This window comes from Chryseobacterium sp. MYb7 (assembly GCF_002979455.1).
Lineage (GTDB): Bacteria > Bacteroidota > Bacteroidia > Flavobacteriales > Weeksellaceae > Chryseobacterium.
Map to the genome: position 1 here is coordinate 14,076 of NZ_PCOU01000034.1, position 23,642 is coordinate 37,717.

Consider the following 23,642-nt stretch of genomic DNA (forward strand, 5'->3'; position numbering starts at 1 on the left):
ATGAGCTGAAATTTTATACAAAAATAATGAATTTTTAGTATACCATATACAACAAACTGTTATACAATAAACAAATCCGAAGCAATTCCATCGGCCATAAACCAATGCTTTTCAGGAATTTTCAAATGGTCATTTTCAATAAGTAAAATTCCGTCTTCTATTTTCGGTTTGATTTCTGCTTGAAAATGCTCCAGTTCTCTATCTGAGAATTTATTTTTTAAACTTTCCAAATCTACGCCCCAAATAGTTCGTAAGCCGATCATGATCATTTCATTAAACTGATCTTCTTTGGAAAGAATTTCTTCTTCTTTGGCTAATAATTTATCATTAAGCTTTTTGATGTATTGCTGATTATTGGCTACGTTCCAGCTTCTGACATCAAATCCGTTATAAGAATGTGCCGAAGGACCAATTCCAAGATATTCCTGGTATTTCCAATAAGCAGAATTGTGGCGTGAATAGAAGCCTGGTTTTGCAAAATTGGAAACTTCATAATGTTCAAAACCATTATCTTTTAAAAAGTCAGATAAATAATAGAATTCTTTGTTTTGTTCTTCTTCTTTAGGGCTTTTTATTTTCCCTTTTGATATCCAGTTTTCTAATGCCGTTTTGGGTTCTACCGTCAATGCATAGGAGGAAATATGAGGAACTTCCAGAGCAATGGTTTTATTCAGGTTTTCTTTCCAGATCTCAAGATTGGAAGTGGGTGAACCGTAGATCAGATCAATACTCAGGTTTTCAAAACCAAAATCCTGAGCCCTTTTGATAGAACTTTCTGCCTCGGAAGCACTGTGAGCTCTATTCATCAATTTTAAATCTTCTTCAAAAAAACTTTGAGTACCAATGGAAAGTCTGTTTACAGGGGTTCCAGCCAGCTGTTTTAAGAAATTCTTATCCAAATCATCCGGATTGGCTTCCAGCGTGACTTCTATATCTTTTTCAAAACTGAAATATTTTAATACTTCATCTATTAAGGAACTGATCTCATCTACAGAAAGAATAGAAGGAGTTCCACCTCCAAAATACAAGGATTTCAAGTTTTTGTTCTGCAACTCATCTTTTCTCAATAGTATTTCAGTTTTCATGGCACGAAGCATTTCATCCTTAAAATTCAGGGATGTTGAAAAATGAAAGTTGCAATAGCTGCATTTTTGTTTACAGAACGGAATGTGAATATACATCATAAAAAAAGCTCTGAAAAATTTCAGAGCTCAAATTTATTTAAATTAAATTAATTAGTATCTAAATCCTCTAGCATTAATGAAGTTGTCAAAGTTATAACCCAGACCAATCATGAAGCTGTTTCCTCCATAACTCTGGATGTCAGACAATCCAAGGTTATAAGTAGCTCCAATCATGAATTTGTTGAATCTTACTTTTACAATTGGAGAGATACTCAGGTTCTGATTGTCAAATCTGTTCTGAACCGTTCTGTAGCTTACCCCGAAAGAGAATGCGTTGATCTCATTAGAGAAAGTCGCCATTAAGTTCCAGTCGATCATTCTCGTTGAGTTTGTATTAAGGTTAATCAATGCTGATGGTGCAATGGTAATATTGTCAGCAATGTTCCAGTTATATCCTAAGTTTAAGAAGAATTTAATTGGAGAAGGCTCGTAGTTGTTTACGATAGAAGCATCATTACTTAATGCGATATCATTTACGGAAACACCCCCGAATAAACCTCTGTAGGTAGCAGCCAAACCGAAGTTTGCATACACCATGAAGATATTACTTTCTTCACCTCTTAATAACGGGTCACCTCCTTCTTCAGTATTAATTTTAGAATAATCAAAGTTCATGTTATAGAAGTTAACACTAGTACCGAAAGAGAACTGGTCTTTTCTGTCCCCTTCACTACTTAGAGGAATAAAATATGAAGCACCAGCTGTAATTCCTCCTGCAGAAATAGGCCCGTTGCTATCTCTGAACACAGAAATACCAGCACCTACTCTATCAAAGATATTCGCGTTAATCCCGATTGACTGTACATTCGGAGAATTGTTGAACTTTGAAAATTGTTGTTGATAATTGGCGTTGAGCTGTACGTAATCTGTTTTTCCGTATTGAGCTGGGTTGAACAGGAACTCACCATCCAAAAGATATTGCTGATAGTATGGTAGTGATTCTTGTGCTTTGTATGCATTTGACAAAAGAGCTAAACATACGATAGCATATAGTTTTCTCATAACAAATCTTGATTTCAATTCAACAAATATAAAAAAATTCTCAATATATTTTTAGTTTTCTAAATAATTTCTCCATTTTTTTACGGCATCCGCCATATCTTTGGGCATTGGGCTCTCAAAATATAATTCCTTTTTTGTCGTCGGGTGTATAAATCCAAGGGTATGGGCATGAAGAGCGTGTCTTGGCAAAATCTCGAAAACATTTTTTATAAATTGCTTATATTTCGGAAGATTCACCCCTCTTAAAGGCGTATGTCCTTCATATCTTTCATCATTGAACAAAGTATGCCCGATGTGTCTGAAATGCGCTCTGATCTGATGTGTTCTTCCGGTTTCTAGCTTACATTCTACCCAAGTCATATATTTGAATCGCTCAAGGACTTTATAATGTGTCACAGCGTGCTTTCCTTGACTTCCGTCCTCATAAACGGACATCTGCATTCTGTTTTTAGGATGTCTTCCGATATGGCCTCTTATGGTGCCTTCATCATCCTGCATATTTCCCCATACGAAAGCCCAATACAATCTTTTCGTAGTTCGGTTAAAGAATTGTTTTGCCAGGAAGCTCAATGCATATTCATTCTTGGCAATCACCAGCAGGCCTGATGTATCTTTATCAATCCTGTGAACAAGTCCCACTCTGTCAAGATCAGATTTTTCACCATTCTTTTCAAAATGGAAAGCCAGTGCATTTACCAATGTTCCGTCCCAGTTTCCGAATCCAGGGTGTACTACCATTCCGGGTTCTTTATCTACTACAACAAGATCATCATCTTCATAAATAATATTCACAGGAATATCCTGAGGAATAATAACATTCTCCCTTGGTGGATGGGTAAGCAATACTGAGATCTGATCTCCCGGTTTTACGCGATAGTTCTGCTTCACCGCAGTTCCGTTCACGATAACGTTTCCGGCTCTGCAGGTTTGTGAAATTTTATTTCTTGAAGAATTCTGTCTGTATACTAAAAGGAACTTATCAATCCTTAATGGTTCCTGCTTGCTGTCCACAGTGATATTAAGATGTTCATACAATCCTTTATTTTCCTCGTCAATATCGATATTTTCAATACTGTTGGAATCTAATAATTCTTCATCTAAAAAATCTTCGTTATCTTCTGACATTGTTTTATATTTTTTACACAAAAGGCTTCAACATTTTATAGTTGAAGCCTGTATTTTTGATATTAATCTAATTTTATTCTACGACTACCTTCTTAGCTTTTGGCTTTTGAGCAGGCTGTTGTGTCGTTGTTGAAGCAGCCGGTTTGGCTGTATTTCCTGTGGCAGGAGTTGTGGTAGAAGTTTTAGGCTTCTCTGTACCCTGACCTGCAGGTTTAGAAGTTGTTGTCTGAGGTTTTGGAGTCTCAGTTTTCGGTACTTCAGTTTTTGGAGTCTCTCTTCTAGGTGCAGGAGCTGGTACTGGCGGAGCTTCGTAGCTTGGCTCAGTATGTACTTCTTCATAACGTACCGGAGGAAGTGAAGTATCTACTTTCATTCTGTAGATAGAATTGAGCTGATCTATTTTTCCTCTCAGTTCTGCCGGAGTTTTTTTACTTGCCCAAAGGTCAATCTGCATTCCCTGGTCACGAACATCTCCGGAAGCAGGATCCTGATAATAGATAATATCAGACTCGTCTTTGCTGCCATCTTCGTGTTCTACCAATCCTACTTCAAACATACTTTTGGTAATTACTGCTCTCGCTTCTTTTACCGTAAGTCCTACAACATTAGGAATGGAAATATTTCTCATCGGACCAGACCCTACCACTACATCAATAATAGAGAATCTAGGGATGCGGGTTCCCGGGTTTACAGCATTTCCTTTATACAATATTCTTAAAAGAGCATCTTTCTGAATACTAGGCTCATAAATAGTATCTCCGATTTTAAGTCCTACCTGATCCAATCTCTGGAAAGCAAGTCCCGAATATTTATTAATAACATTCGGAATCGCAATAGGAGCCCATGTTCTAGGATTTACTTTAAGCGTTACAGTTCTTCCATCTTTTACGCGGGAACCGGGTGCAGGATACACCATTAATACCTGGAAAGGTCTGTATTTTGGGTCATAATTGGCACTGTCTACATCATATTCAAGCCCTGTATCATCCAATATCTTAACAGCATCATGGATAGATTTATTAACTACATTGGGAACAGGAATTTCCTGACCATGGTTAGTATGGTACTCCAACCAGCGAAATGTAAGCCATACAAGCCCTACGAAAATACCGATGGCTACTACTAAATTCAGTAAAACTTTCCAATTGAAAAGTGATTTAAGCATACTTAAAAATACTTTAATTATAACCGCAAATATAGCTAATAATTTTAGAATGGACTTTTTATTTAACACAATTCATTTTTGACTTTAAAATTTGTGGATTTCCCATATTGCATTACATAAAATGATTAAATTTGCCTTAATTGATACTATATGGTTATGAACAAAAAAAGTGTTGCCGTAGTAATGGGAGGCTATTCTGATGAATATGTCGTTTCTTTAAAAAGCGGACAATTGATTTATGATTCTTTGGATAGAAATCTCTATGATGTATATAAAGTAGTAGTCCTTAAAGATGAATGGTATTTTTTAGGTGAGAATGATAAAAAATATGCCATCAACAGAGGAGATTTTTCTGTGACTTTAGATAATGGAGAAACTTTAAAATTTGATGCCTGCTTCAATATCATCCACGGAACTCCGGGAGAAAACGGAATTCTTCAGGCATACTGGGATGCGATCGGTCAAAAATACACAGGTTGTGATTTTTACCAGAGTGCCCTTACTTTCAATAAAAAAGATACACTTGCTGTATTATCAAAATATGGAATTCCTTCTGCAAAAAGTATTTATTTAAGAAAAGGTGAAAACATCAATGTGGATGAGATTGTATCAGAACTTAATCTTCCACTATTTGTAAAACCTAACCAGTCCGGATCTTCTCTGGGAATTTCCAAAGTAAAAGAAAAATCTGAACTGATTGCCGCTACTGAAATTGCCTTCAAAGAAGATGATGAAATTTTGATTGAAAGCTTCCTGGATGGCATGGAAGTATCTGTGGGAGTTATAGATTTTAAAGGAGAAACTATTGTTTTAGGAATCACAGAAATTGTTCCTACTAATGAATTCTTTGATTATGAAGCCAAATACGAAGGTGCTTCTGAAGAAATTACCCCGGCAAGAATTGACGAAGAAACCACAAAAAGAGTGGAAGAAATCGCCAAGAGAGCTTACAATTCATTAGGAATGAGCGGATTTTCAAGAAGTGAATTTATTTTGATGAACGGAATTCCTTATATGCTTGAAATGAACACCAATCCTGGATTCTCTCCTGCAAGTATCCTTCCTCAACAGGCAAAACATTATGGAATCTCCATCATGGATCTTTGTGGAAATGAAGTAGAAAAAGCCCTTAATAAATAAAATAGAAGTTAGAAATTAGAGGTTAGAAGTTAGAAATACATTATGCTCATAGCTTTTAACAGATAATTTACCATTCAACACATAACTCGTACAACATGAAAATTGCTGTTTTCCCGGGGTCTTTTGACCCGATTACACTAGGACATTACGACATTATAGAAAGAGCGGCACCGCTATTTGATAAATTAATTATTGCTATCGGACAGAATTCTCAGAAAAAATATATGTTCCCTCTTGAAAAAAGAAAGGAATTTATTCAGAACTCTGTAGCAGAATTTCCCAATGTGGAAGTAGATTCATTCGAAGGCTTAACGGTAGATTACTGCTTTGAAAAAAATGCTCAATACATTATCAGAGGATTGAGAAACCCTGCCGATTTTGAATTCGAGAAAGCAATTGCTCATACCAACAGAACGTTGGCCCACAAAAAACTGGAAACTGTATTTTTACTGACTTCTTCAGGAAAATCTTTCATCAGCAGCAGCATTGTAAGGGAAGTCATTACCCACGGCGGTGAATATGAGCTGATGGTCCCGGATTCCGTGAGAGTGGAGAAATAAATATATGAGCAATAAGTAATGAGTAATTTTGATAGAGCAGATTTTAACCAAATTTTCAGGGAAAGGACCAAAAGCTTTTCCATTACTATCATTAAAACCCTTTCTTCATTACCTTTTTCGGATGATATTTCAATAATAAGAAAACAAATTATCAGATCCGCAACTTCTGTTGCAGCCAATTATCGGGCTGTATCCAGAGCAAGATCTGAGAAAGAAAAATTTGCTAAAATGTGCATAGTCGTCGAAGAAATTGATGAAACTCAACTTTGGCTTGAAATTATTGAAGAATTAGAACATTTAAATCCGGAAAAAATTTTACATTTAAAAGCAGAATGCGAAGAACTCGTAAAAGTTATGACCACAGATAAGTTTAAATTATCTCAAATTTAAATGGCATAATTTTTATTACTCATTGCTCATTACTTATCATTCATAATATATGCACGAACAGTTCAATTTTGCGATAGAAGTCCTTGGGACCATTGCCTTTTCCATGTCCGGAAGTTTTGCAGCGATGCAGAAACGGCTTGATCCGTTCGGAGTGCTTATTATTGCATTTGTAACTTCTGTGGGAGGAGGAACTGTGAGAGATCTGTTACTGGATATCCCTGTATTCTGGATGCATGATATTCTGATGTGTACGCTAATTCTGGTGACCAGTATTTTTTCCATGATATTCAAATCTCTTGAAAAGAATTTTAAAGTCACTTTATTTATCTTCGACAGCTTCGGGCTTGGATTATTTACCATTATCGGAGTTCAGAAAGGATTAAATGCAGGTATTCATCCTATGATCTGTATTGCATTAGGAACTATTACAGGCTGTTTCGGAGGGATTATCCGGGATATATTACTCAATAGAATTCCTTTAATTTTCAGAAAGGAAATTTATGCCACAGCATGTATCGTAGGCGGAGCGGTTTTTCTGTTGATGACCAAATATTCTGTATTATCTTATACTTTTGTACAGATTCTCACCATTCTACTTATTGTTGCCATACGGACGCTTGCTGTGAAATACCACTGGCAGATGCCCAAGTTTTATGGCTATGACCATAATAATTCGGAAATGTAATTTAAAAGTCATTACTGCCCGATAAAAAGTTTAAATATATAGCTAACAGTAGATTCCAACGGGATCAAATCCTGCTCCAATGGGAGCTAACTGTTAATAGAATGTATTTGTTCTAAAATTATAGCTCCGGAGGAGCGACCTGTTAATTATTCTTTAATTTAATCGGACAACAATATTTAAAAGTATTTATTTGCTCAAAAGAAACTTTTAATTCCAACAATAAAAAAAGTCCTGAAAAATTCAGGACTTTTATATTATATATTAGTTTAACTAGAAGAATTTCCCTCTGTTTCTCATATTCGGGTTATGCATGTGCTTCTGCATGGTTGGCATTTTCAACTGATCTTTCATCATTTTGATCTGATCCGTCATCATTCCTGCGCTGTCTAATCTTTTTGCTTCTTCAAGCAATTTCTGTCCTTCCTGCTTTCTTCCTTTAGAAATAGCGGCTGCTGCAAGATTTAAAGTAGCCATTGCTCTGTCGTGTTTCATATTTAAACCGTACTCTAAAGCTTTCTTCATAAAAGGCTCTACTTTTGCAGGGTGATCCTGAGCTTGTGTCAATCCTGATAAATAGTGGAAATATCCGTATTGGGTTTTATGAAGCTGTCCTTTATAATCTGTGATTTTTGATAACCATTCTCCGGCTTTTTCCATATTTTGCTTTCTCAATTGCCAGAACGCCAATAGGATATACTCATTTTTAAAGAATAGTAAGATTGGGAATGCAGCTAAAAGAAAAACAACAATTCCCCATCCAAGATTTCTTGTAAAAATCATCAATCCAAGTCCCGCCAGGATAAGAAGTGCTGCTACTGCAATTTTTATGTATTTATTCATTATTAAATTTTAAAAGTGCAAAGATAATAAATTTAGGTCTTAAAGTTCAAAAAGTCAATTGTGAATGGTCAATTCGCTACGCTTGTTAATTTTTGTACCTGTGAGAAATTCACGATTCACTTTGCGAAGCAAAAATTCACTATTGACAATTATGCTTCTTTTTTAATTTTTTCAAACGTCTGAAAACAGAAATCATATTCATTTTTCTCGTCTTTTTCATGAAAGATTTCGTTTGTTTTTTTCCATATTTTCTCATTTATTTTAGGAAAGAATGTATCTGCTTTAAGATCTGCTTTCACCAAAGTAACTTCAAGTCTGTCTACCAGATCCATAGTCTGTTCATAGATATTTCCTCCACCGATAACGAAAACTTCTTCATCAATCTTCTTAGCAAATTTCAATGCTTCTTTGATGCTTCCTACAATAAGGATTCCCTCCTCAAACCAGTCTTTCTTTCTTGACACAACAATATTGGTACGGTTCGGAAGAGGTTTTCCAATACTTTCGTAAGTTTTTCTTCCCATAATAATCGGATGTCCTGAAGTAATATCTTTAAAATGTTTCAAATCTTTGGGAAGATGCCAAAGCAACTGGTTTTCAAAACCAATTTCATTTTTCTCTCCCATTGCCACCACTATTGTTGTCATTCAAATAATTTTTTACAAAATTAGCACATAATTTGTATATTTGGTTAGCACAAAAAATTTAAAAAAAATAAACTATGAAAAATAAAGGATGTTTGGGTGCCGGAACTATTGGTATTGCCCTCCTTATCATTGTGGCTATTCTCTTCTTCTGGGGAAAAAGCGGATATAACAGCTTTGTAGAAAAGGAACAGACTGTCAATTCAAAATGGTCTAATGTAGAGACTGTATATCAGAAAAGAGCGAATCTTATTCCTAATCTGGAAAGAACGGTAAAATCGTATTCAAAATTTGAACAGGAAACTTTAACAAAGGTGGTAGAAGCGCGTTCTAAAGCTACTTCTATCAACATTGATCCTACGAATATGACTGAAGCTGATATTGCTAAATTCCAGGCAGCACAGGGTGAATTGTCCGGAGCATTGAGCAGATTGATGGCTGTAGTAGAATCTTATCCTAACTTAAAAGCAGACCAGCAGTATATCAACTTCCAGAGAGAATACACTGCTATTGAAAACAGTATCAGAACTGAAACTGTTTATTATAACGATGCTGCAAAAGATTACAACACTTCTATCAAGACTTTCCCGAATAATATTCTGGCGAATTTCACCAACTTCAAAGAAAAACCTTATTTCAAAGCTGAGGCAGGTGCTGAAAAAGCCCCTGAAGCATTCAAATAATAATGGGTAATTTCCTAACAAATCAACAGATCGCTTCCCTTGTGGAAGCGATTCAATCTGCGGAAGATCATTCTACGGGAGAGATCAGAGTGCATATTGACTCCAATACGGAAACCCGTGATGCTAAAACGGCATTTGATGTTTTCAAAAAATTGGATATGGATAAAACTGCTGAAAGAAATGCTGTGCTTTTCCATGTCAATTTCGAACAGAAATACCTTACCATTATTGGCGACATCGGAATTCATGAAAAAGTAAGACAGTCTTACTGGGACCATCTTCACGATTATATCACTGCAGAATTTGCCAAAGGAAATTATTACCAGGCACTGAAAAGTGCTATCCTGGAAACAGGCCTTGAACTCAAAAAACATTTTCCTGTAGAAGGAGAAAACCCAAACCAACTTCCAAATGAAATTACGTTCTCTTAAAATAGTATTTTCATTTTTACTACTCTGCTTTTACACTTTTGTATCAGCACAATACACCGTTCCCGAAAAGCCAGCGGTTCTTTACCCTGTTTTTGATGAAGCCGGATTGCTTTCTCAGCAGGAAAAAGATGCGCTTAATAATAAACTAATCAAGTTTGCAGATTCTACCTCAACAGAAATTGAAGTAGTGATCATCCGCTCCACAAAAGGAGAAGATGTGAACTTTCTGGCAACCATGTTTGGCGAAAAATGGAAAATTGGAAAAAAAGGAGTAGATAACGGAGTTGTTTTCCTGATTGCCACAGAAGACAGAACGATGTCTATCCAGCAGGGACGTGCCGTAGAACAATATCTTACCGCTTCAGTAGCAGGACAGATCTTGGATTATATTGTCACTCCAAATTTCAAAAAAGGACTTTGGTATGATGGGATCAACGGAGGAACCTCAGCGATTATGGAGGCTGTACAGGGGAAATTTAAACCTGAAGCCACTACAGCTCCTTCCGGCAACGGAAGTGCTTTTAAGGTACTCATCATTGCTTTTATTATTTTTATCATTATTGCCATCCTATTTGGTAACAGAGGTGGCGGACGTGGCGGAAATAATGACGATGACGACGATGTGATCATCACCAGAAAGGGACGCAGAAATTACCCTGGCGGTTTCTTCCCATTCCCAGGCAGCTTCGGAGGAGGCGGTTTTGGTGGTGGAAGTTCCGGTGGCGGTGGCGGCGGATTCGGAGGCTTTGGCGGCGGCGGAAGTTTTGGAGGCGGTGGTGCATCCGGAGGCTGGTAAAACGAATAAGTCATTTTAAAATTGATATAGAAATCAGATCATCACGATCTGATTTTTTTTATTTAATAAGCTAAAATAACCTCAATTCTTTAACTTTTCTTGATCTTAAATTGATATTTAGATATCAAAAAATTAATAAAACCTCACAAAAACCATCTTTTATTCAATATTTTTTCCTTATATTTACTGAAAACAGGATTATGAAGAAGACGCTGGTAGTATTTGCACACCCTTATCTGGAGCACTCCAATTCGAATGTAGAGCTCATCAATTTCTACGTTCGCCACCAGCATTATACCTTAAGAGATCTTTACGAAGAATATCCTGACTTCCACATTGCAGCTTTCAGAGAAAGAAAACGCCTTAAAAATTACGAACGTTTTGTTTTTCAGTTTCCACTGATATGGTTTGGGATGCCTCCGCTTCTCAGATTATGGATTGACGAGGTTTTCGACAGAGACTGGCTTAAAGAGGATGAACATAATCCTTTGGAAGGAAAAGAGGTTTATATCTTGGTAACCACCGGGGGAAAAGAAAGATCATTCAGCAAAACCGGCACTTATGAATATACCATTGAAGAACTCATCAGCGGACTGATCGTTTCATTAAAGGTCTTTAAAGCGGATATTAAGCATATCAAAATCGTATACGAGGCCAACAAACTGTCTAAAAAAGAAATTATTTTACATAAAAAGGAATTTACAGAACTACTCAATCAATAACATATGGAATCCAGCTTAGCGATGAACACATTAATTTTCCTGGGTGTAGCCATTATTATGGTTCCATTGGCCAGGAAATTTGGGTTGAGTTCTGTTATTGGTTATATTTTAGGAGGAATTATCATAGGCCCTTATGTCCTTAAACTTACAGGAAATAATGTAAATGATATTATGCATGCCAGTGAGTTTGGAGTGATCATGCTATTGTTTTTGGTAGGTTTGGAACTGGAACCCAGGAAATTTTGGGAAATGCGAAAAAAAATAATGGGTTTGGGTCTTTCTCAGATGGCACTCACCATTCTATTGCTTTTCTTAATATTTATAAGTGTAGGCTGGAGACTGGACAAAGCTATTACTATTGCCATGTGTTTCGCTCTTTCTTCTACAGCCATTGTTCTGCAAACCTTACAGGAAAAAAATAATCTTAAAACCACTGCCGGAGAAGCCTCATTCTCTACCCTTTTATTTCAGGATATTTCTGTGATCCCTATTTTGGCCATACTTCCTATTGTAGCTAATTATAAAGCCAAGCATCATGATAATGAAATCCAGATTCTTATCCAGAAACTGCCGGAATGGCTTCAGGCCGGCACTGTAATTTTCGGAGTTGCACTGCTTATTTTACTGGGCAGATATGTCTTCGTTCCTTTCCTGCGTTATGTTTCAAAATCAGGAATGACAGAACTGTTAACGGCCTCTTCCCTATTCCTCGTAATTGGGGTTTCGGAGCTTATGGTGGTTATTGGACTTTCTCCGGCATTAGGAGCTTTCCTTGCAGGCGTAATGCTTGCCAACAGTGAATTCCGTCATGAGTTGGAAGCTCAGATTGATCCTTTCAAAGGATTATTACTGGCTGTTTTCTTCGTAAGTGTAGGATCAACTATCAATTTTAATATTATCCAGAAAGATCCTTTATTTATTTTCAGTACTGTTTTTGCCGTGCTGGCTGTAAAATTTATTGTCTTATATGCCATTGGAAAGTTTTTCAGGATAGATACTCCTCAAAGTCTTTTTTATGCATTTGCCCTTTCTCAGGTAGGAGAATTTGCATTTGTACTGCTCAATTATGCATCAGATCTTTATCTTTTAGGCCCGGAGATGAATGCACAGATGATGGCTGTTACGGCAATTACCATGTGTATCACTCCTGTTCTCCTTATCATCAATGACAAATTTATTATTCCAAAATTTATCAAAGAAATTCCTGAAGAAGAGCATGATTATAATATTCTCGACAGCGATGTTGCTCAAAAGAAAATTATCATTGTAGGTTTTGGGCATTTTGGAAGTACCGTGGGACGTCTTTTAAAAGCCAATAAAATACCCGCTACCGTTTTGGATCGTGATTCTGATCGTGTAAAACTGCTCAGAAGCTATGGTTTTAAAGTATATTACGGTGATGCTACCAGAATTCCTATTCTAAGAGCTGCCGGAATTGAAGATGCTGAAATTTTGGTTTTATGCCTGGATGATCCGGATGATAATAAATTCATTGCAGAATTAGTCCGTGAACATTATCCTAGTGTAAAAATTTTCGTAAGAGCAAAAAACAGGCTTGACGCCTATGACTATCTGAATAACGGAGTCAATCATATTTACCGTGAAACATTAGGAACAGCAGTTGACATGGCTGTGGATGTACTTCATGAAACAGGAATGAGAAAATATGCAGCAAGGCGTATGGGACAAAGGTTTATGGCCATTGACAAAGCCTCTATCCGAAAGCTGGCCAAAATGAAGGAAAATGATGAAGATATTACCCTGTTTACCACAAAAGAAATCCTCCAGCGAGAGGAGGATTTATTGGCTTATGATAATCTTAATTTTGATAATAAAAATTGGGAAGGTTCCTCATCTGCCGATGAAGAAGATGAGGAAGAATCCCAGGATTAATTTATTGGATGTTTACGCTTCCACCGCTGCTTTCTTCTTTGCTCACATTCTTAAGTTCTCCTTTTTTCGAGATATCCACACTTCCGCCAGATGAAGCTCCTGCGTTGACGCTGGAAACAGCACTGATTTGAATACTTGCTCCACTGGAGGCATCTGCTTCTACATTATCCGCAATAACTCCTTTAGCTGAAACACTGCTTCCTGAAGACGCACTCACATCTGCCTTTTTCGCTTTTCCTGAAATATCAAGCGTTGATCCTGATGAGGCTTCAATACCAAGGTTTACAGCCCATATTTTACCATCGAAGCTGCTGCTGCTGCTTATATTGATATCCATATCATTAGCTTCAAGATCTCCGGAAATACTGCCTGCACTTGATGCTTCGATATCTGTTTTCTCCTGAGTAAATTTATCTTTTATAATAATTCTCGCTGCTGAATCGGCTTGAAGTTTATTAAAATCCTTCGTATAAATTTTTGCTGTCACTTTGCTGATGTTCATCACTCTGATTCCTGGTTTATAATGAATGTGCAGCTTTCCGCCGTCATTGTCTACAAGAATCTCATTGATAATGCTTTGAGGAGCTGATATTTCTACTTTTTCTGTTTCAGATTTTATAATTTCAGCTTCAATAGCCTGAGAAACCTGAATTTCATCAAAATCTCCGTTAAATTCTTTATGCTGTATCGGGCCGCTTTCTTTGCTTACTACTTTTTCTACCCAATTACTTCTGTCACCCTCTCTATCTCTGTTTCTGTTCTCATGTTTATCATTACATGAGACTAATGCCGCTAAGGCTGAAAAAATAAATAAAGTCCTTGTTTTCATGCTTATTTCTTTTGTTAATTCTTTTTGTTGATTTCTTTAATTAAATAACAACTAATTTATAAAAAATATTACATTACATTTAAAAATACTGCAATGGCCTGCCATATCGATTTTTCAAAAATACTTTCTGGGTCTAAGACACTTATCTTATTCATTATAAAACATTCCCTATAGAGTTTCAATAAATACATCTCCCAAAATAGATTCTATGATGCAAGTTTTTAATATCTTTATGCTTTAATAACAACTATATTTATGAAGAATATTTCATCGGTATTATTAATTTCTGCCTTGGCGTTCAATCAATCTTGTACTACAATGAAACAGACCGATATTCAACAGGAGCTTCCTGCACCTGACCCCTCTTTATCTTCAAATCCTTTTATGAAGAAAAGCAAGCTTCAGTATGAAGCTCCGGAGTTCGACAAAATCAAAAACGAACATTTCAAACCTGCTTTTGAGTATGGTTTAAAGCAGCATGAAGCTGAAATTATAAAAATTGCCAACAATCCGGCCGCCCCCACTTTTGAAAATACAATCGTTGCATTGGAAAAAAGTGGTGAAGTATTGAGAAGAGCACAAATTGTTTTCTCTAATCTTACAAGCGCAAATACCAACCCTACTTTGCAGGCTTTGGATGAAGAATATGCACCTATTTTTGCTGCACATTCTGATAAACTGTACCTGAATGAAAATCTTTATAAAAGAATACAATCCATCAAAGAAGACGGTCTTGATTCTGAAAGCAAAAGACTTGTACAATATTATAAGCAGAATTTTGAAATTGCAGGAGCTAACCTTTCTGCAGCCGATAAAGAAAAATTAAAGCAACTTAATCAGGAACTGGCTTCTCTTTCTACCCAATATTCCAACAAATTATTGGAAGCAAGAAAGCAGGGAGGGGTATTTTTCTCTGATGCTAAAGAGCTGGACGGACTTTCTGCGGATGAAATTGCTGCTGCTGCATCTGATGCTAAAACTGCAGGACAACCAGGAAAATATCTTCTGGCTTTACAAAACACGACACAACAGCCTCTTCTTCAAAACTTAAAAAACAGAGCTACCAGAGAAAAGCTATTCAAAGCTTCATGGACCAGAGCTGAAAAAGGAGATGCCAACGATACAAGATCAACGATCGAGCAACTGGCTAAACTAAGATTGAAGAAAGCTCAGATTTTAGGTAAGAAAAATTTTGCTGAATGGAAACTTCAGGATCAAATGGCAAAAACACCTGAAGCAGCTACTAAACTAATGAATCAGATTGCAACTCCGGCAGTGGAAACAGCGGGACGTGAAGCAAAAGATATTCAGGACCTTATTGATCAGCAGAAAGGAGGTTTCAAGGTAGAGCCTTGGGACTGGAATTTCTATGCTGAGCAGGTAAGAAAAGCTAAGTTTGATCTTGATGAGAGCCAAATAAAGCCTTATTTTGAAATCACAACGGTTCTGGAGAAAGGAGTTTTCTTCGCTGCTGAAAAATTCTACGGGCTGACTTTCAAAAAGAGAACAGATCTTCCTGTTTACCATCCGGATGTCGTAACGTATGAAGTTTTTGATCATGATGGAAAATCTATTGCAATCTATTACCTGGATTTCTATACCAGAGATTCTAAAAATGGTGGAGCATGGATGAGTAATTTTGTTGAGCAGTCATACTTATTGGGAACAAAACCTGTTATCGTTAACTGCTACAATTATCAGAAACCAGCTCCAGGGAAACCTTCATTAATCAGTTATGATGATGTTTCAACCATCTTCCATGAATTTGGTCACTCTATTCACGGGATGTTTGCCAGCCAGAAATATCCTTCTCTTTCAGGAACGAATGTACCGAGAGACTTTGTGGAATTCCCATCTCAGATCAATGAGCACTGGGCTTTAGATCCTGTTGTTCTGAAAAATTATGCTGTACATTATGAAACAAAACAGCCTATTCCCCAGGCTTTGGTCGATAAAATCAAAAAGGCATCAACTTTCAATCAGGGATATATGACGACTGAATTGGTTTCTGCTGCCGAACTGGATATGGATTGGCATACAGTAAGCAATGACAGTCAGTTTATTCCTGTTCTGGATTTTGAAAAGCAGTCTTTAGCCAGCCATGGATTTAATTTGGCAACGGTTCCGCCAAGATATCACACGCCTTATTTTGCCCATATCTGGGGAGGTGGATATTCTGCAGGATACTATGCCTATTTATGGTCTGAAACATTAGATAACGATGCATGGGAATGGATCAGTAAAAATGGAGGGCTAACCAGAGAAAATGGTGACCGTTTCAGAAAATATATTCTTTCCGTAGGAAATTCTGTAGACCTTAATCAGGCATTCAGAGACTTTACAGGACATGACCCGGATATCAAACCTTTATTAAGAAACAGAGGTTTTATTAAATAAATCAATGGGAAGCACTCTTTAATTAGAGTGCTTCTTTTTTATGTTTGGCTAAAGCCGATAAATATTTTTGTTTATTTTGAATGGGCTTCCTTCGTCTCCGCTCAGGATTATACGTTTCTAATGAGATTCATTATTTTTGCAGTTCAAAAATTAAAATACACTATATGAACTGTCCGTGCTGTTCTGGAAAATCCTACGAAGAATGCTGCAAACCTTATCATACCGGAGAAAAACATGCTCCTACGGCTGAGGCTCTGATGCGTTCAAGGTTCTCTGCTTTTGCCATTCCTAATGGTGAATATCTGATGGAGACTACCCTTCCGGGAAAAAGAAAACACCACAACAAGAAAGATCTTCAGGAATGGGGAGAAATCAATCAATGGACAAAACTGGAAATCATCAGGACTCCCACTTTAACTCATGTGGAATTTAAGGCGTATTATACAGACCAGGACGGCCATCCGCAGGTTCATCATGAGTTGTCTGTTTTTCAGAAAATGCATGAACGCTGGTATTATGTTTCAGGGGAGTTTTTGGATTAGTAAATAGATGCAGGAAGTATGATGTAGAGTAATGCTTTGCACATAGAACCACCCCGTCAAAAATTCAAAGAATTTTTGACGCCCCTCCACTGGAGGGGAATGCCAAGCATTCAATACCTATTGCAACTTTATCAAATAAAAATAAGCCACGGAATTTCCGTGGCTTATTTTTTATTCAAAAATGTCCAAAAAAACGGACATTTTTTATTTTTAGTGAGCTTCGTTTCCGTCAATTCCGTGAGCATGTCCATGTGACAATTCCTCTTCTGTTGCCGGACGAGTATTTAAAACTTCAACCTGGAAGTCTAATACTTTACCTGCCATTGGGTGGTTAAGGTCTGCTACTACAACTTCAGGAGTAATTTCCACTACAAAAGCCTGGAAATTGTTTCCTTGATTATCAGACAAAGGCAAAATAGCTCCTACTGGAGGAAGCCCTGATTCTTTAAACATTTCCACTGGTAATTGTGCGATAGCATCCGGTTGTCTTTCACCGTAAGCTTCTTCAGGCTGAATTGTAAAAGCAGCTTTATCTCCAGCTTTTAATCCCAGGATATTTTCTTCAAATTTAGGAATCATCATTCCCATACCATACAAAAATGTAAGCGGATTTTCTGCTGTTGTTTCTTCTACAAGAATCTTACTTCCATCTGGTTCGATTGTGTGAAGTATATACTTTACAGCTACAACGTGATTGTTTTCGATTGTCATATTTTTTCTTTTTTTCGTGATTTCGTTTCACGATTAATGTTACAAATATACTATTTTTTGAAATGATTCAATGAGCCTGGAAGCTGGGGAATGGAAGAAGGAAGTTATGAAAGGCATAGAGAAAAAATAGATCTTCTTTTTACTTTATAATAAACTCCATTATAAGTTCAGGAATTTCCAGTTTTTATTTTTTTCTACCCTCTTCTCTTTTTTTCTGTCTCAACATAAAGAGATAGAGACTTTCTACTTTTGTTCTTGCCCAGGGTGTTTTTCTTAGAAACTTCAGAGAAGAGTTGATGCTTGGGTTATCTGTAAAACATTTTATATTGATCTGTTCGCCAAGCCTTTCGAAGCCTTCATAGTATTCTACAAGCTCTTCAAGGATAGCATCCAGTCTTTTTCCATGTAAAGGATCTTTGGACTGTTGTTCCATCTTTTTTTTACAAAATTAATTTATTATAAGTTTATACGGAAATCCACCACACTTCTTCTCTTTTTGTTTCTTATTTTTGAAGAAGCTATTTCTCACCCATAAAAATTATTCTGTACAAAGATATGAGCAAAAATAACGATGCGAACAGGAAAAAAAATAAAAAGCAAATTGACCAGAAAAAGCGTAAAATACAAAATGCTGAGGCAGAAAGGAAAACACGTTTAAAACAAATTCTGGAAGACTTCAAAGCAAAAAAATCTGATAATCAACCATAAAAATGGTTTATTATTCAACTTACTTTAAACAATAATAAATTTATGAAAATTCTGCATACAGCCGACTGGCATTTGGGAAAAAGACTGGACCGCTTTTCACGACTGGAAGAGCAGGTTTTGGTAATGGAAGAAATCATAAGCATTGCTGATGAAGAACATGCAGATCTTATTCTTGTTGCCGGTGATCTTTTTGATAATTTTAATCCAAGTGTAGAGGCTGCTGAACTTTTTTATAAAACATTAAAACGTTTATCATTGAATGGTAAACGTCCGGTAATTGCTATTTCCGGTAATCACGATTCTCCCAATCTAATCAATGCTCCTGATCCTTTGGCAAGGGAATGTGGAATCATTTTAATAGGTCATCCTAAAGCTGAGATCACACCTTTCGGTACAGAATACTTTAATATTACCAACTCCAAAGAGGGTTTTATAGAACTGAAAATTGATGGGATCAACTTTCCTGTAAGAATTCTTCACACCCCTTTCGCGAATGAGATCCGTCTAAAGGAATATTTTGGTGAAAATAAAGAGGAAGAAATCAACAAGGTTCTTTTTCAGACATGGAAAAATCTTGCTGATCAGTTTTGTGATGATTCCGGTGTGAATCTTCTGACCGCTCATTTGTATATGAATAAAAGAGGTGCAGAAATGCTGGAAGAACCAGAAGGAGAAAAACCCATTAAAATCGGAAATGCAGATTTGATTTTTTCAGACAGTATTCCTGACCAGATTCAGTATACAGCACTCGGTCACCTTCATGCTTTTCAAAATATCGGAACAAAGGAAAAACCCGTTATTTATTCATCTTCTCCCCTTTGTTACAGTTTCAGTGAAGCTGGGCAGAAAAAGTATGTTTCTATTATTGATGCAGAGCCGGGAAAAACAGTTTCTTACGAGAAAAAAATACTTAAAAGCGGAAGAACTTTAGTCAGAAAAACATTTACTTCCATCGAAGATACTGTTCAATGGCTGGGTGAAAATCCCAATACGTTTATTGAGCTTACGCTGGAAAGTGAGACGTTTTTAACGGCAGACGAAAGAAGATTAATTTATCAGTCCCATAGCGGAATTGTTCACCTTATTCCCAAAGTAAGGAATATGGAATTGGCAGAAGACCAAAAACATGAGATCAATTTGAGCCAGGATATTGATATTTTATTCAAAGATTATTTTAAATCTAAAAACGGCGGGCAGGAAGCCAATGAAGAACTGATGAATTTGTTTAACGAAATTTTAAATGCATAAGCCATGATCCCTGTTCAATTAACTATAGAAGGACTTTATTCCTATCAGGAACGTCAGACGATTGATTTCCGAAATCTTACCGAAGCTGGTCTTTTCGGAATTTTTGGAGCCGTGGGTTCCGGAAAATCTTCTGTTCTTGAGGCGATTTCGTTTGCTTTATATGGAGAAACGGAGCGTCTTAACATGCGTGATAAGAGGGCTTACAATATGATGAATTTAAAATCAAACAGTTCTTATATAGAATTTGATTTTGTGAATTATGAGAATAAATTGTTCCGTGCCACCCGTGATTTTAAGCGAAATTCAAAAAAATTCGAAGAGGTAAAACCTAATGCGGTTACTTTTTATGAGAACATCAATGGAAAATGGATTCCTTTGGATCATTCCAATGCAGAAGCGATTATTGGGTTAAGCTATTCCAACTTCAAAAGAACCATCATTATTCCGCAGGGACAGTTTAAAGAATTCCTTGAATTGGGTGCTGCAGAAAGAACGAATATGATGAAGGAGATCTTTTATCTTCAAAAATTTGACCTTCAGAACAATGTTTCTGCGCTTAATGTAAAAAACAGATCAGAACTGGATCAGCTGGAAGGACAACTCAAAGGTTTTGAAGAAATCAATGAAGAGAAAATCAATATTCAGAAAGAGCAACTAACAGAAGAACAGAAACTTCTTTCTGAATCCAATGAAAAACTGGAAAAGATTTCCCAGACGTATCAACAGCTGAAAAACTTAAAAAGTGACTTCGACGGTTTACAGCAGAATAAAGAAAAATTCAATCAACTTTCCGAAGAAAAGCCTCAAATGGATGCTCTCGAAGCACAGGCGGAATTATATGACCGAACTTTCAGACTTTTCAATCCTTTAATTATTGAAAAAAATAAACTTTCAAAAGAGATTTCGGACAAACGAAATGAGAAAGAACAGCAGATCAAAATCTGGCAGGAAACTGAAAAAGCTTTTAATCTTATAAAAGAACAACTTACAGCTCTTGAGCCACAGTTTAAAGCTTTGGAGCAATCCAGAATCCAGGAAAACGATTTGAACCTCATCATTCAAATCATGAAGTTTTCGGAAGAAGTTAAAATTCTGAATGAAAGAACGCAGAAAGGTTCTGAGAAAGTAAAAGAAGTTGATCTTCACAAAGAGAAGATTCAAAAGAACATTGATGAACTTTCTGCACAGATTAAAGTCTTAAAGGAACAAAAACTTGATTCTGCTCTGCTTTCTGAAGTAGGCAACTGGTTTATTCAACAAAAGAATTTTAAAAAATCACTGCAGGAACAAACCGAAAAGATTGAGAAACATCAAAAACAAATCGGGGAAATTACAGAAGAGCTAAAACCTTTTCATTACACCGAAAATTATAAAGAAGAATTCAGAATCAGAAAAGAAACCTTAGAAATTCAAAAAAAGGAACTTTCTCAAAAGCTGGATCATCTCAAAATACAAAAAGAGCTATCCCGTTTTGCCAGTGAGCTTCATGACGGTGAAAACTGCCCTCTTTGTGGTTCTAAAGAACATCCGCATATTGTAGAATTCCATGATGTGAATGCTGAACTGTTGGAAATTCAGGAAAAAATAACTTCTGTAGAACAAAAAACGGCTGCTATTCAAAAGCAGGAAGCAGAAATTGATAAAATTCTGGATCGAAAAAAAATATTCGAGGAACAGCTTCTTTCGGAACAGAAAATTGTCCTCCAGATTCAGGAAAACATTGAAAAACATATTCTGAATTTCACATGGAAACCATTCTCTCCTGATCGGGAAGAAGAATTTGAAAAAAAACGCTCGGAGTCTTTTACGTTGGAAAAAAAGATTGAAGAAACGGAGCGGAATATCACTCTGGAAAGGGAAAATCTGGACAGAGAAACCAAAACTCTGGAAAAGTATAAGAGCGCTTTAGAAGCTTTTCGTCTGGAAGAAGTTTCGAAGCAGGAACAGATCAATATCAGCCGTTCCGGTCTTAAAATTCTGGATTGGAATCTTTATGCTCAAAAAGAAAAAACTGAGATTGAAGAAACCTATCAAAAACTGGTACAATCCAACAAAGAAACTGAGGAAAGTTACCAAAAAGCATTAGAGCAGGAAAAAATTCTTTCACCGAAATTAGCAGAACAAAAAGCGATCGTCAGCCAATCTGAAAAGCAGATTGCAGAACTGGAGAAGGAAATTTCCGGTAACGAAGAAGCTATCGTCAAAGCTTTGGCAGATCAAAATTTCAAAGAGTTCAAAGAGGTTGAGGATATTTTACTTCAGGAAATCAGCGTTGAATTAGTAAGAGCGAAAGTTCAGCATTTCAAAGTTGAATTTGAAGCTTTAAAGAAATTCATCGGAGAACTGGAATTAAAACTGAAAGGTCTTTCATTCGATAACGAACAGTTTTCTCTAGCTGAACAGCAATTTGTTGAAGCGCAAAATGAGCAGAAAAAAATCAGTGATTCTGTAGTGACTAAAACCGCTGAAATAGATCGATTAGAAAAGGAATTTGTAAAAAAAGAAAGCCTTTTAAAAGAACTGGCAAAGCTTCAGAAACGTTCGGAAAATTTAAAAATCATGACAAATCTGTTTAAAGGAGCAGGTTTTGTACAATATGTTTCGTCTATTTATCTGAGACAGCTTTGTGATCATGCCAATCTACGCTTTCACCGCATGACAAGAAATCAGCTGAGTCTTCAGCTTAATGAAAATAACGATTTCGAAATCATTGATTATCTCAACGAAGGAAAAAGCAGAAGTGTAAAAACGCTTTCTGGAGGACAGGCATTTCAGGTCTCGTTGAGTCTTGCTTTAGCTCTGGCAGAAAGTGTTCAGGCCAATGCACAGGCAGATAAGAACTTTTTCTTTATTGATGAAGGTTTCGGAACTCAGGATACAGAATCTGTGAATATCGTATTTGAAACCCTCACCAATCTGATGAAAGAAAACAGGATTGTAGGAATTATCTCTCACGTTGAAGAGCTGAAAGAGAAAATCCCTACATCTCTCAATATCATTAAAGACGAGGAAAGAGGAAGCCTGATTGAAATTGTATAATTAATCTTTAAACTTCAAAAGACATTCAACGAAGGCTGGCTTGAAAATTTATGCATGAAGAATCAATACAGCCTTCACAGATTTGTTCAGGATCTCGTCTACAGTACTACCGGAGAATAATCGGTAAATAATATTATGATTGTGTTTTACCAGACATAAAATATCTGTTTTATTGGTTTCTATGAAATCAATAATTCCGCTTGATGGTTTATCATCCTCAACGTAATGAAAGGTGATTTCCACAGAGGAAAGCTGATCTTTTAATTTCTTTTCTCCATGTTCTATGGTTCTAGCAGCTGTATCTTTGTCCGATATATGAAGTACTTCCAGCTTTTTAGGATCAGAAACTTTAAGGATCTGGTTCAATGCCTTTACATCCCTTACGGATAGTTTTGTGGTTTTATAATCAGCAGCCAGCGTGATAACAGGTGTTGGATGAAGTATACTTTCCGCAGGAACAATTAATGTCGGAATCCGCATTTTGCTAATGGCTAAACTGGCATTGCTTCCTATAATTCCTTTAATGCCCGTAGCGCCCGTCATTCCCATTACTAAAAACGATACATCATTATATTCGATGTATTTTGTAATGACATTTCTTAAAAAGCCAACATCACAAACGGTTTTAACCGGAATATCTTTATATTCGCTGTTATTACAGAAGGTTTCTGTCCATTCTTTCAGAGCAGATCTTTTTCTTGCATAGTAATCTTCAATAAAAATAGCGTTGTATGTACTATTATTAATCCCTTCCGTAGGATGAATGGCATTCAGCACTGTTACTTTCATCTTTAAGGTTTTAGCGAGGGACAGAGCATACAACAACGCATTACCTGCGTTGTTTGAAAAGTCTGAGGCAACTAATATTTGTTTCATTTTTTTTCGGTTTTAATAATAATCACTGAACT

At 36.5% G+C, this 23,642-nt stretch carries 24 protein-coding genes; 14 read left to right on the plus strand and 10 right to left on the minus strand.

Annotated features, from left to right (window positions below; all coding sequences use genetic code 11):
- Positions 1 to 59: 59 nt before the first annotated feature.
- From hemW to CQ046_RS20765, 4 genes are all read right to left on the minus strand, one after another.
- Positions 60 to 1,184 (minus strand): radical SAM family heme chaperone HemW, encoded by a 1,125-nt coding sequence (gene hemW / locus CQ046_RS20750; protein WP_105704099.1) that lies wholly within the window; start codon positions 1,182 to 1,184, stop codon positions 60 to 62.
- A gap of 51 nt (positions 1,185 to 1,235) precedes the next feature.
- Positions 1,236 to 2,186, minus strand: a complete 951-nt coding sequence (locus CQ046_RS20755; RefSeq protein ID WP_089696903.1) for a PorP/SprF family type IX secretion system membrane protein — start codon at positions 2,184 to 2,186, stop codon at positions 1,236 to 1,238.
- Positions 2,187 to 2,237: 51 nt separating this feature from the next.
- Entirely contained in the window at positions 2,238 to 3,311 is a 1,074-nt protein-coding gene (locus CQ046_RS20760) for an RluA family pseudouridine synthase (RefSeq protein ID WP_185126222.1), read from the minus strand.
- A 73-nt stretch (positions 3,312 to 3,384) separates the two neighbouring features.
- Complete coding sequence (locus CQ046_RS20765; protein ID WP_105704100.1) at positions 3,385 to 4,476, minus strand: PASTA domain-containing protein; 1,092 nt, start codon at positions 4,474 to 4,476, stop codon at positions 3,385 to 3,387.
- Between the two features lie 156 nt (positions 4,477 to 4,632).
- On the opposite strand from CQ046_RS20765, the gene CQ046_RS20770 reads away from it, so the two are divergent.
- The 4 genes from CQ046_RS20770 to CQ046_RS20785 all read left to right on the plus strand — a co-directional run bounded on the left by CQ046_RS20770 (position 4,633) and on the right by CQ046_RS20785 (position 7,251).
- Positions 4,633 to 5,616: a D-alanine--D-alanine ligase gene (locus CQ046_RS20770; RefSeq protein WP_105704132.1), complete on the plus strand. Its 984-nt coding sequence runs from the start codon at positions 4,633 to 4,635 to the stop codon at positions 5,614 to 5,616.
- Between the two features lie 95 nt (positions 5,617 to 5,711).
- Positions 5,712 to 6,176, plus strand: coding sequence for a pantetheine-phosphate adenylyltransferase (coaD, locus tag CQ046_RS20775; RefSeq protein WP_105704101.1), 465 nt, complete (start codon positions 5,712 to 5,714; stop codon positions 6,174 to 6,176).
- An 18-nt stretch (positions 6,177 to 6,194) separates the two neighbouring features.
- Positions 6,195 to 6,566, plus strand: a complete 372-nt coding sequence (locus CQ046_RS20780; RefSeq protein ID WP_105704102.1) for a four helix bundle protein — start codon at positions 6,195 to 6,197, stop codon at positions 6,564 to 6,566.
- A gap of 49 nt (positions 6,567 to 6,615) precedes the next feature.
- The gene (locus CQ046_RS20785) at positions 6,616 to 7,251 is read left to right on the plus strand and encodes a trimeric intracellular cation channel family protein (RefSeq protein WP_047428487.1); all 636 of its coding nucleotides are present in this window, start codon (positions 6,616 to 6,618) and stop codon (positions 7,249 to 7,251) included.
- Between the two features lie 270 nt (positions 7,252 to 7,521).
- Here the strand turns inward: CQ046_RS20785 and CQ046_RS20790 are convergent, their stop codons facing one another.
- Positions 7,522 to 8,091, minus strand: a complete 570-nt coding sequence (locus tag CQ046_RS20790; protein WP_105704103.1) for a hypothetical protein — start codon at positions 8,089 to 8,091, stop codon at positions 7,522 to 7,524.
- A 149-nt stretch (positions 8,092 to 8,240) separates the two neighbouring features.
- On the minus strand, positions 8,241 to 8,738 hold the full coding sequence (locus tag CQ046_RS20795) for a dihydrofolate reductase (protein WP_105704104.1): 498 nt from the start codon (positions 8,736 to 8,738) through the stop codon (positions 8,241 to 8,243).
- Positions 8,739 to 8,812: 74 nt separating this feature from the next.
- Here CQ046_RS20795 and CQ046_RS20800 point away from each other — a divergent pair, with 74 nt between their 5' ends.
- The 5 genes from CQ046_RS20800 (at position 8,813) to CQ046_RS20820 (ending at position 13,260) form a co-directional block, all read left to right on the plus strand.
- On the plus strand, positions 8,813 to 9,418 hold the full coding sequence (locus tag CQ046_RS20800; protein WP_105704105.1) for a LemA family protein: 606 nt from the start codon (positions 8,813 to 8,815) through the stop codon (positions 9,416 to 9,418).
- A 2-nt stretch (positions 9,419 to 9,420) separates the two neighbouring features.
- Positions 9,421 to 9,849: a TPM domain-containing protein gene (locus CQ046_RS20805; RefSeq protein WP_185126224.1), complete on the plus strand. Its 429-nt coding sequence runs from the start codon at positions 9,421 to 9,423 to the stop codon at positions 9,847 to 9,849.
- Positions 9,830 to 10,645 carry a TPM domain-containing protein gene (locus CQ046_RS20810; RefSeq protein WP_105704107.1) on the plus strand — a complete coding sequence of 272 codons (816 nt, stop codon included), beginning with the start codon at positions 9,830 to 9,832 and terminating at the stop codon, positions 10,643 to 10,645. The genes CQ046_RS20805 and CQ046_RS20810 overlap by 20 nt, the downstream gene beginning before the upstream one ends.
- 200 nt (positions 10,646 to 10,845) lie before the next feature.
- Positions 10,846 to 11,367, plus strand: coding sequence for an NAD(P)H-dependent oxidoreductase (locus CQ046_RS20815; RefSeq protein ID WP_105704108.1), 522 nt, complete (start codon positions 10,846 to 10,848; stop codon positions 11,365 to 11,367).
- Between the two features lie 3 nt (positions 11,368 to 11,370).
- Positions 11,371 to 13,260 carry a monovalent cation:proton antiporter-2 (CPA2) family protein gene (locus tag CQ046_RS20820; protein WP_105704109.1) on the plus strand — a complete coding sequence of 630 codons (1,890 nt, stop codon included), beginning with the start codon at positions 11,371 to 11,373 and terminating at the stop codon, positions 13,258 to 13,260.
- A 1-nt stretch (position 13,261) separates the two neighbouring features.
- Here the strand turns inward: CQ046_RS20820 and CQ046_RS20825 are convergent, their stop codons facing one another.
- Positions 13,262 to 14,089 carry a GIN domain-containing protein gene (locus tag CQ046_RS20825; protein ID WP_105704110.1) on the minus strand — a complete coding sequence of 276 codons (828 nt, stop codon included), beginning with the start codon at positions 14,087 to 14,089 and terminating at the stop codon, positions 13,262 to 13,264.
- A gap of 255 nt (positions 14,090 to 14,344) precedes the next feature.
- Between CQ046_RS20825 and CQ046_RS20830 the strand changes: the two genes are divergently transcribed.
- Positions 14,345 to 16,486, plus strand: coding sequence for a M3 family metallopeptidase (locus CQ046_RS20830; protein ID WP_105704111.1), 2,142 nt, complete (start codon positions 14,345 to 14,347; stop codon positions 16,484 to 16,486).
- A 164-nt stretch (positions 16,487 to 16,650) separates the two neighbouring features.
- Positions 16,651 to 17,028 (plus strand): YchJ family protein, encoded by a 378-nt coding sequence (locus CQ046_RS20835; protein WP_105704112.1) that lies wholly within the window; start codon positions 16,651 to 16,653, stop codon positions 17,026 to 17,028.
- Positions 17,029 to 17,238: 210 nt separating this feature from the next.
- On the opposite strand, the gene CQ046_RS20840 is transcribed toward CQ046_RS20835, so the two are convergent.
- Together CQ046_RS20840 and CQ046_RS20845 are read right to left on the minus strand one after the other, a co-directional pair.
- A complete protein-coding gene (locus tag CQ046_RS20840) occupies positions 17,239 to 17,739 on the minus strand; it encodes a peptidylprolyl isomerase (RefSeq protein WP_105704113.1) in 501 nt (166 codons plus the stop codon).
- 184 nt (positions 17,740 to 17,923) lie between these two features.
- Positions 17,924 to 18,172 carry a VF530 family DNA-binding protein gene (locus CQ046_RS20845; protein ID WP_105704114.1) on the minus strand — a complete coding sequence of 83 codons (249 nt, stop codon included), beginning with the start codon at positions 18,170 to 18,172 and terminating at the stop codon, positions 17,924 to 17,926.
- Between the two features lie 122 nt (positions 18,173 to 18,294).
- Between CQ046_RS20845 and CQ046_RS23730 the strand changes: the two genes are divergently transcribed.
- The 3 genes from CQ046_RS23730 to CQ046_RS20855 are packed head-to-tail and all read left to right on the plus strand — an operon-like array spanning position 18,295 to position 22,734.
- Positions 18,295 to 18,447, plus strand: coding sequence for a hypothetical protein (locus CQ046_RS23730; RefSeq protein WP_165790567.1), 153 nt, complete (start codon positions 18,295 to 18,297; stop codon positions 18,445 to 18,447).
- Between the two features lie 42 nt (positions 18,448 to 18,489).
- Positions 18,490 to 19,695 (plus strand): exonuclease SbcCD subunit D, encoded by a 1,206-nt coding sequence (locus CQ046_RS20850; protein WP_105704115.1) that lies wholly within the window; start codon positions 18,490 to 18,492, stop codon positions 19,693 to 19,695.
- 3 nt (positions 19,696 to 19,698) lie between these two features.
- Positions 19,699 to 22,734 carry an AAA family ATPase gene (locus CQ046_RS20855; protein WP_105704116.1) on the plus strand — a complete coding sequence of 1,012 codons (3,036 nt, stop codon included), beginning with the start codon at positions 19,699 to 19,701 and terminating at the stop codon, positions 22,732 to 22,734.
- 48 nt (positions 22,735 to 22,782) lie between these two features.
- On the opposite strand, the gene CQ046_RS20860 is transcribed toward CQ046_RS20855, so the two are convergent.
- Positions 22,783 to 23,610 carry a universal stress protein gene (locus tag CQ046_RS20860; RefSeq protein WP_047377707.1) on the minus strand — a complete coding sequence of 276 codons (828 nt, stop codon included), beginning with the start codon at positions 23,608 to 23,610 and terminating at the stop codon, positions 22,783 to 22,785.
- Positions 23,611 to 23,642: the final 32 nt, after the last annotated feature.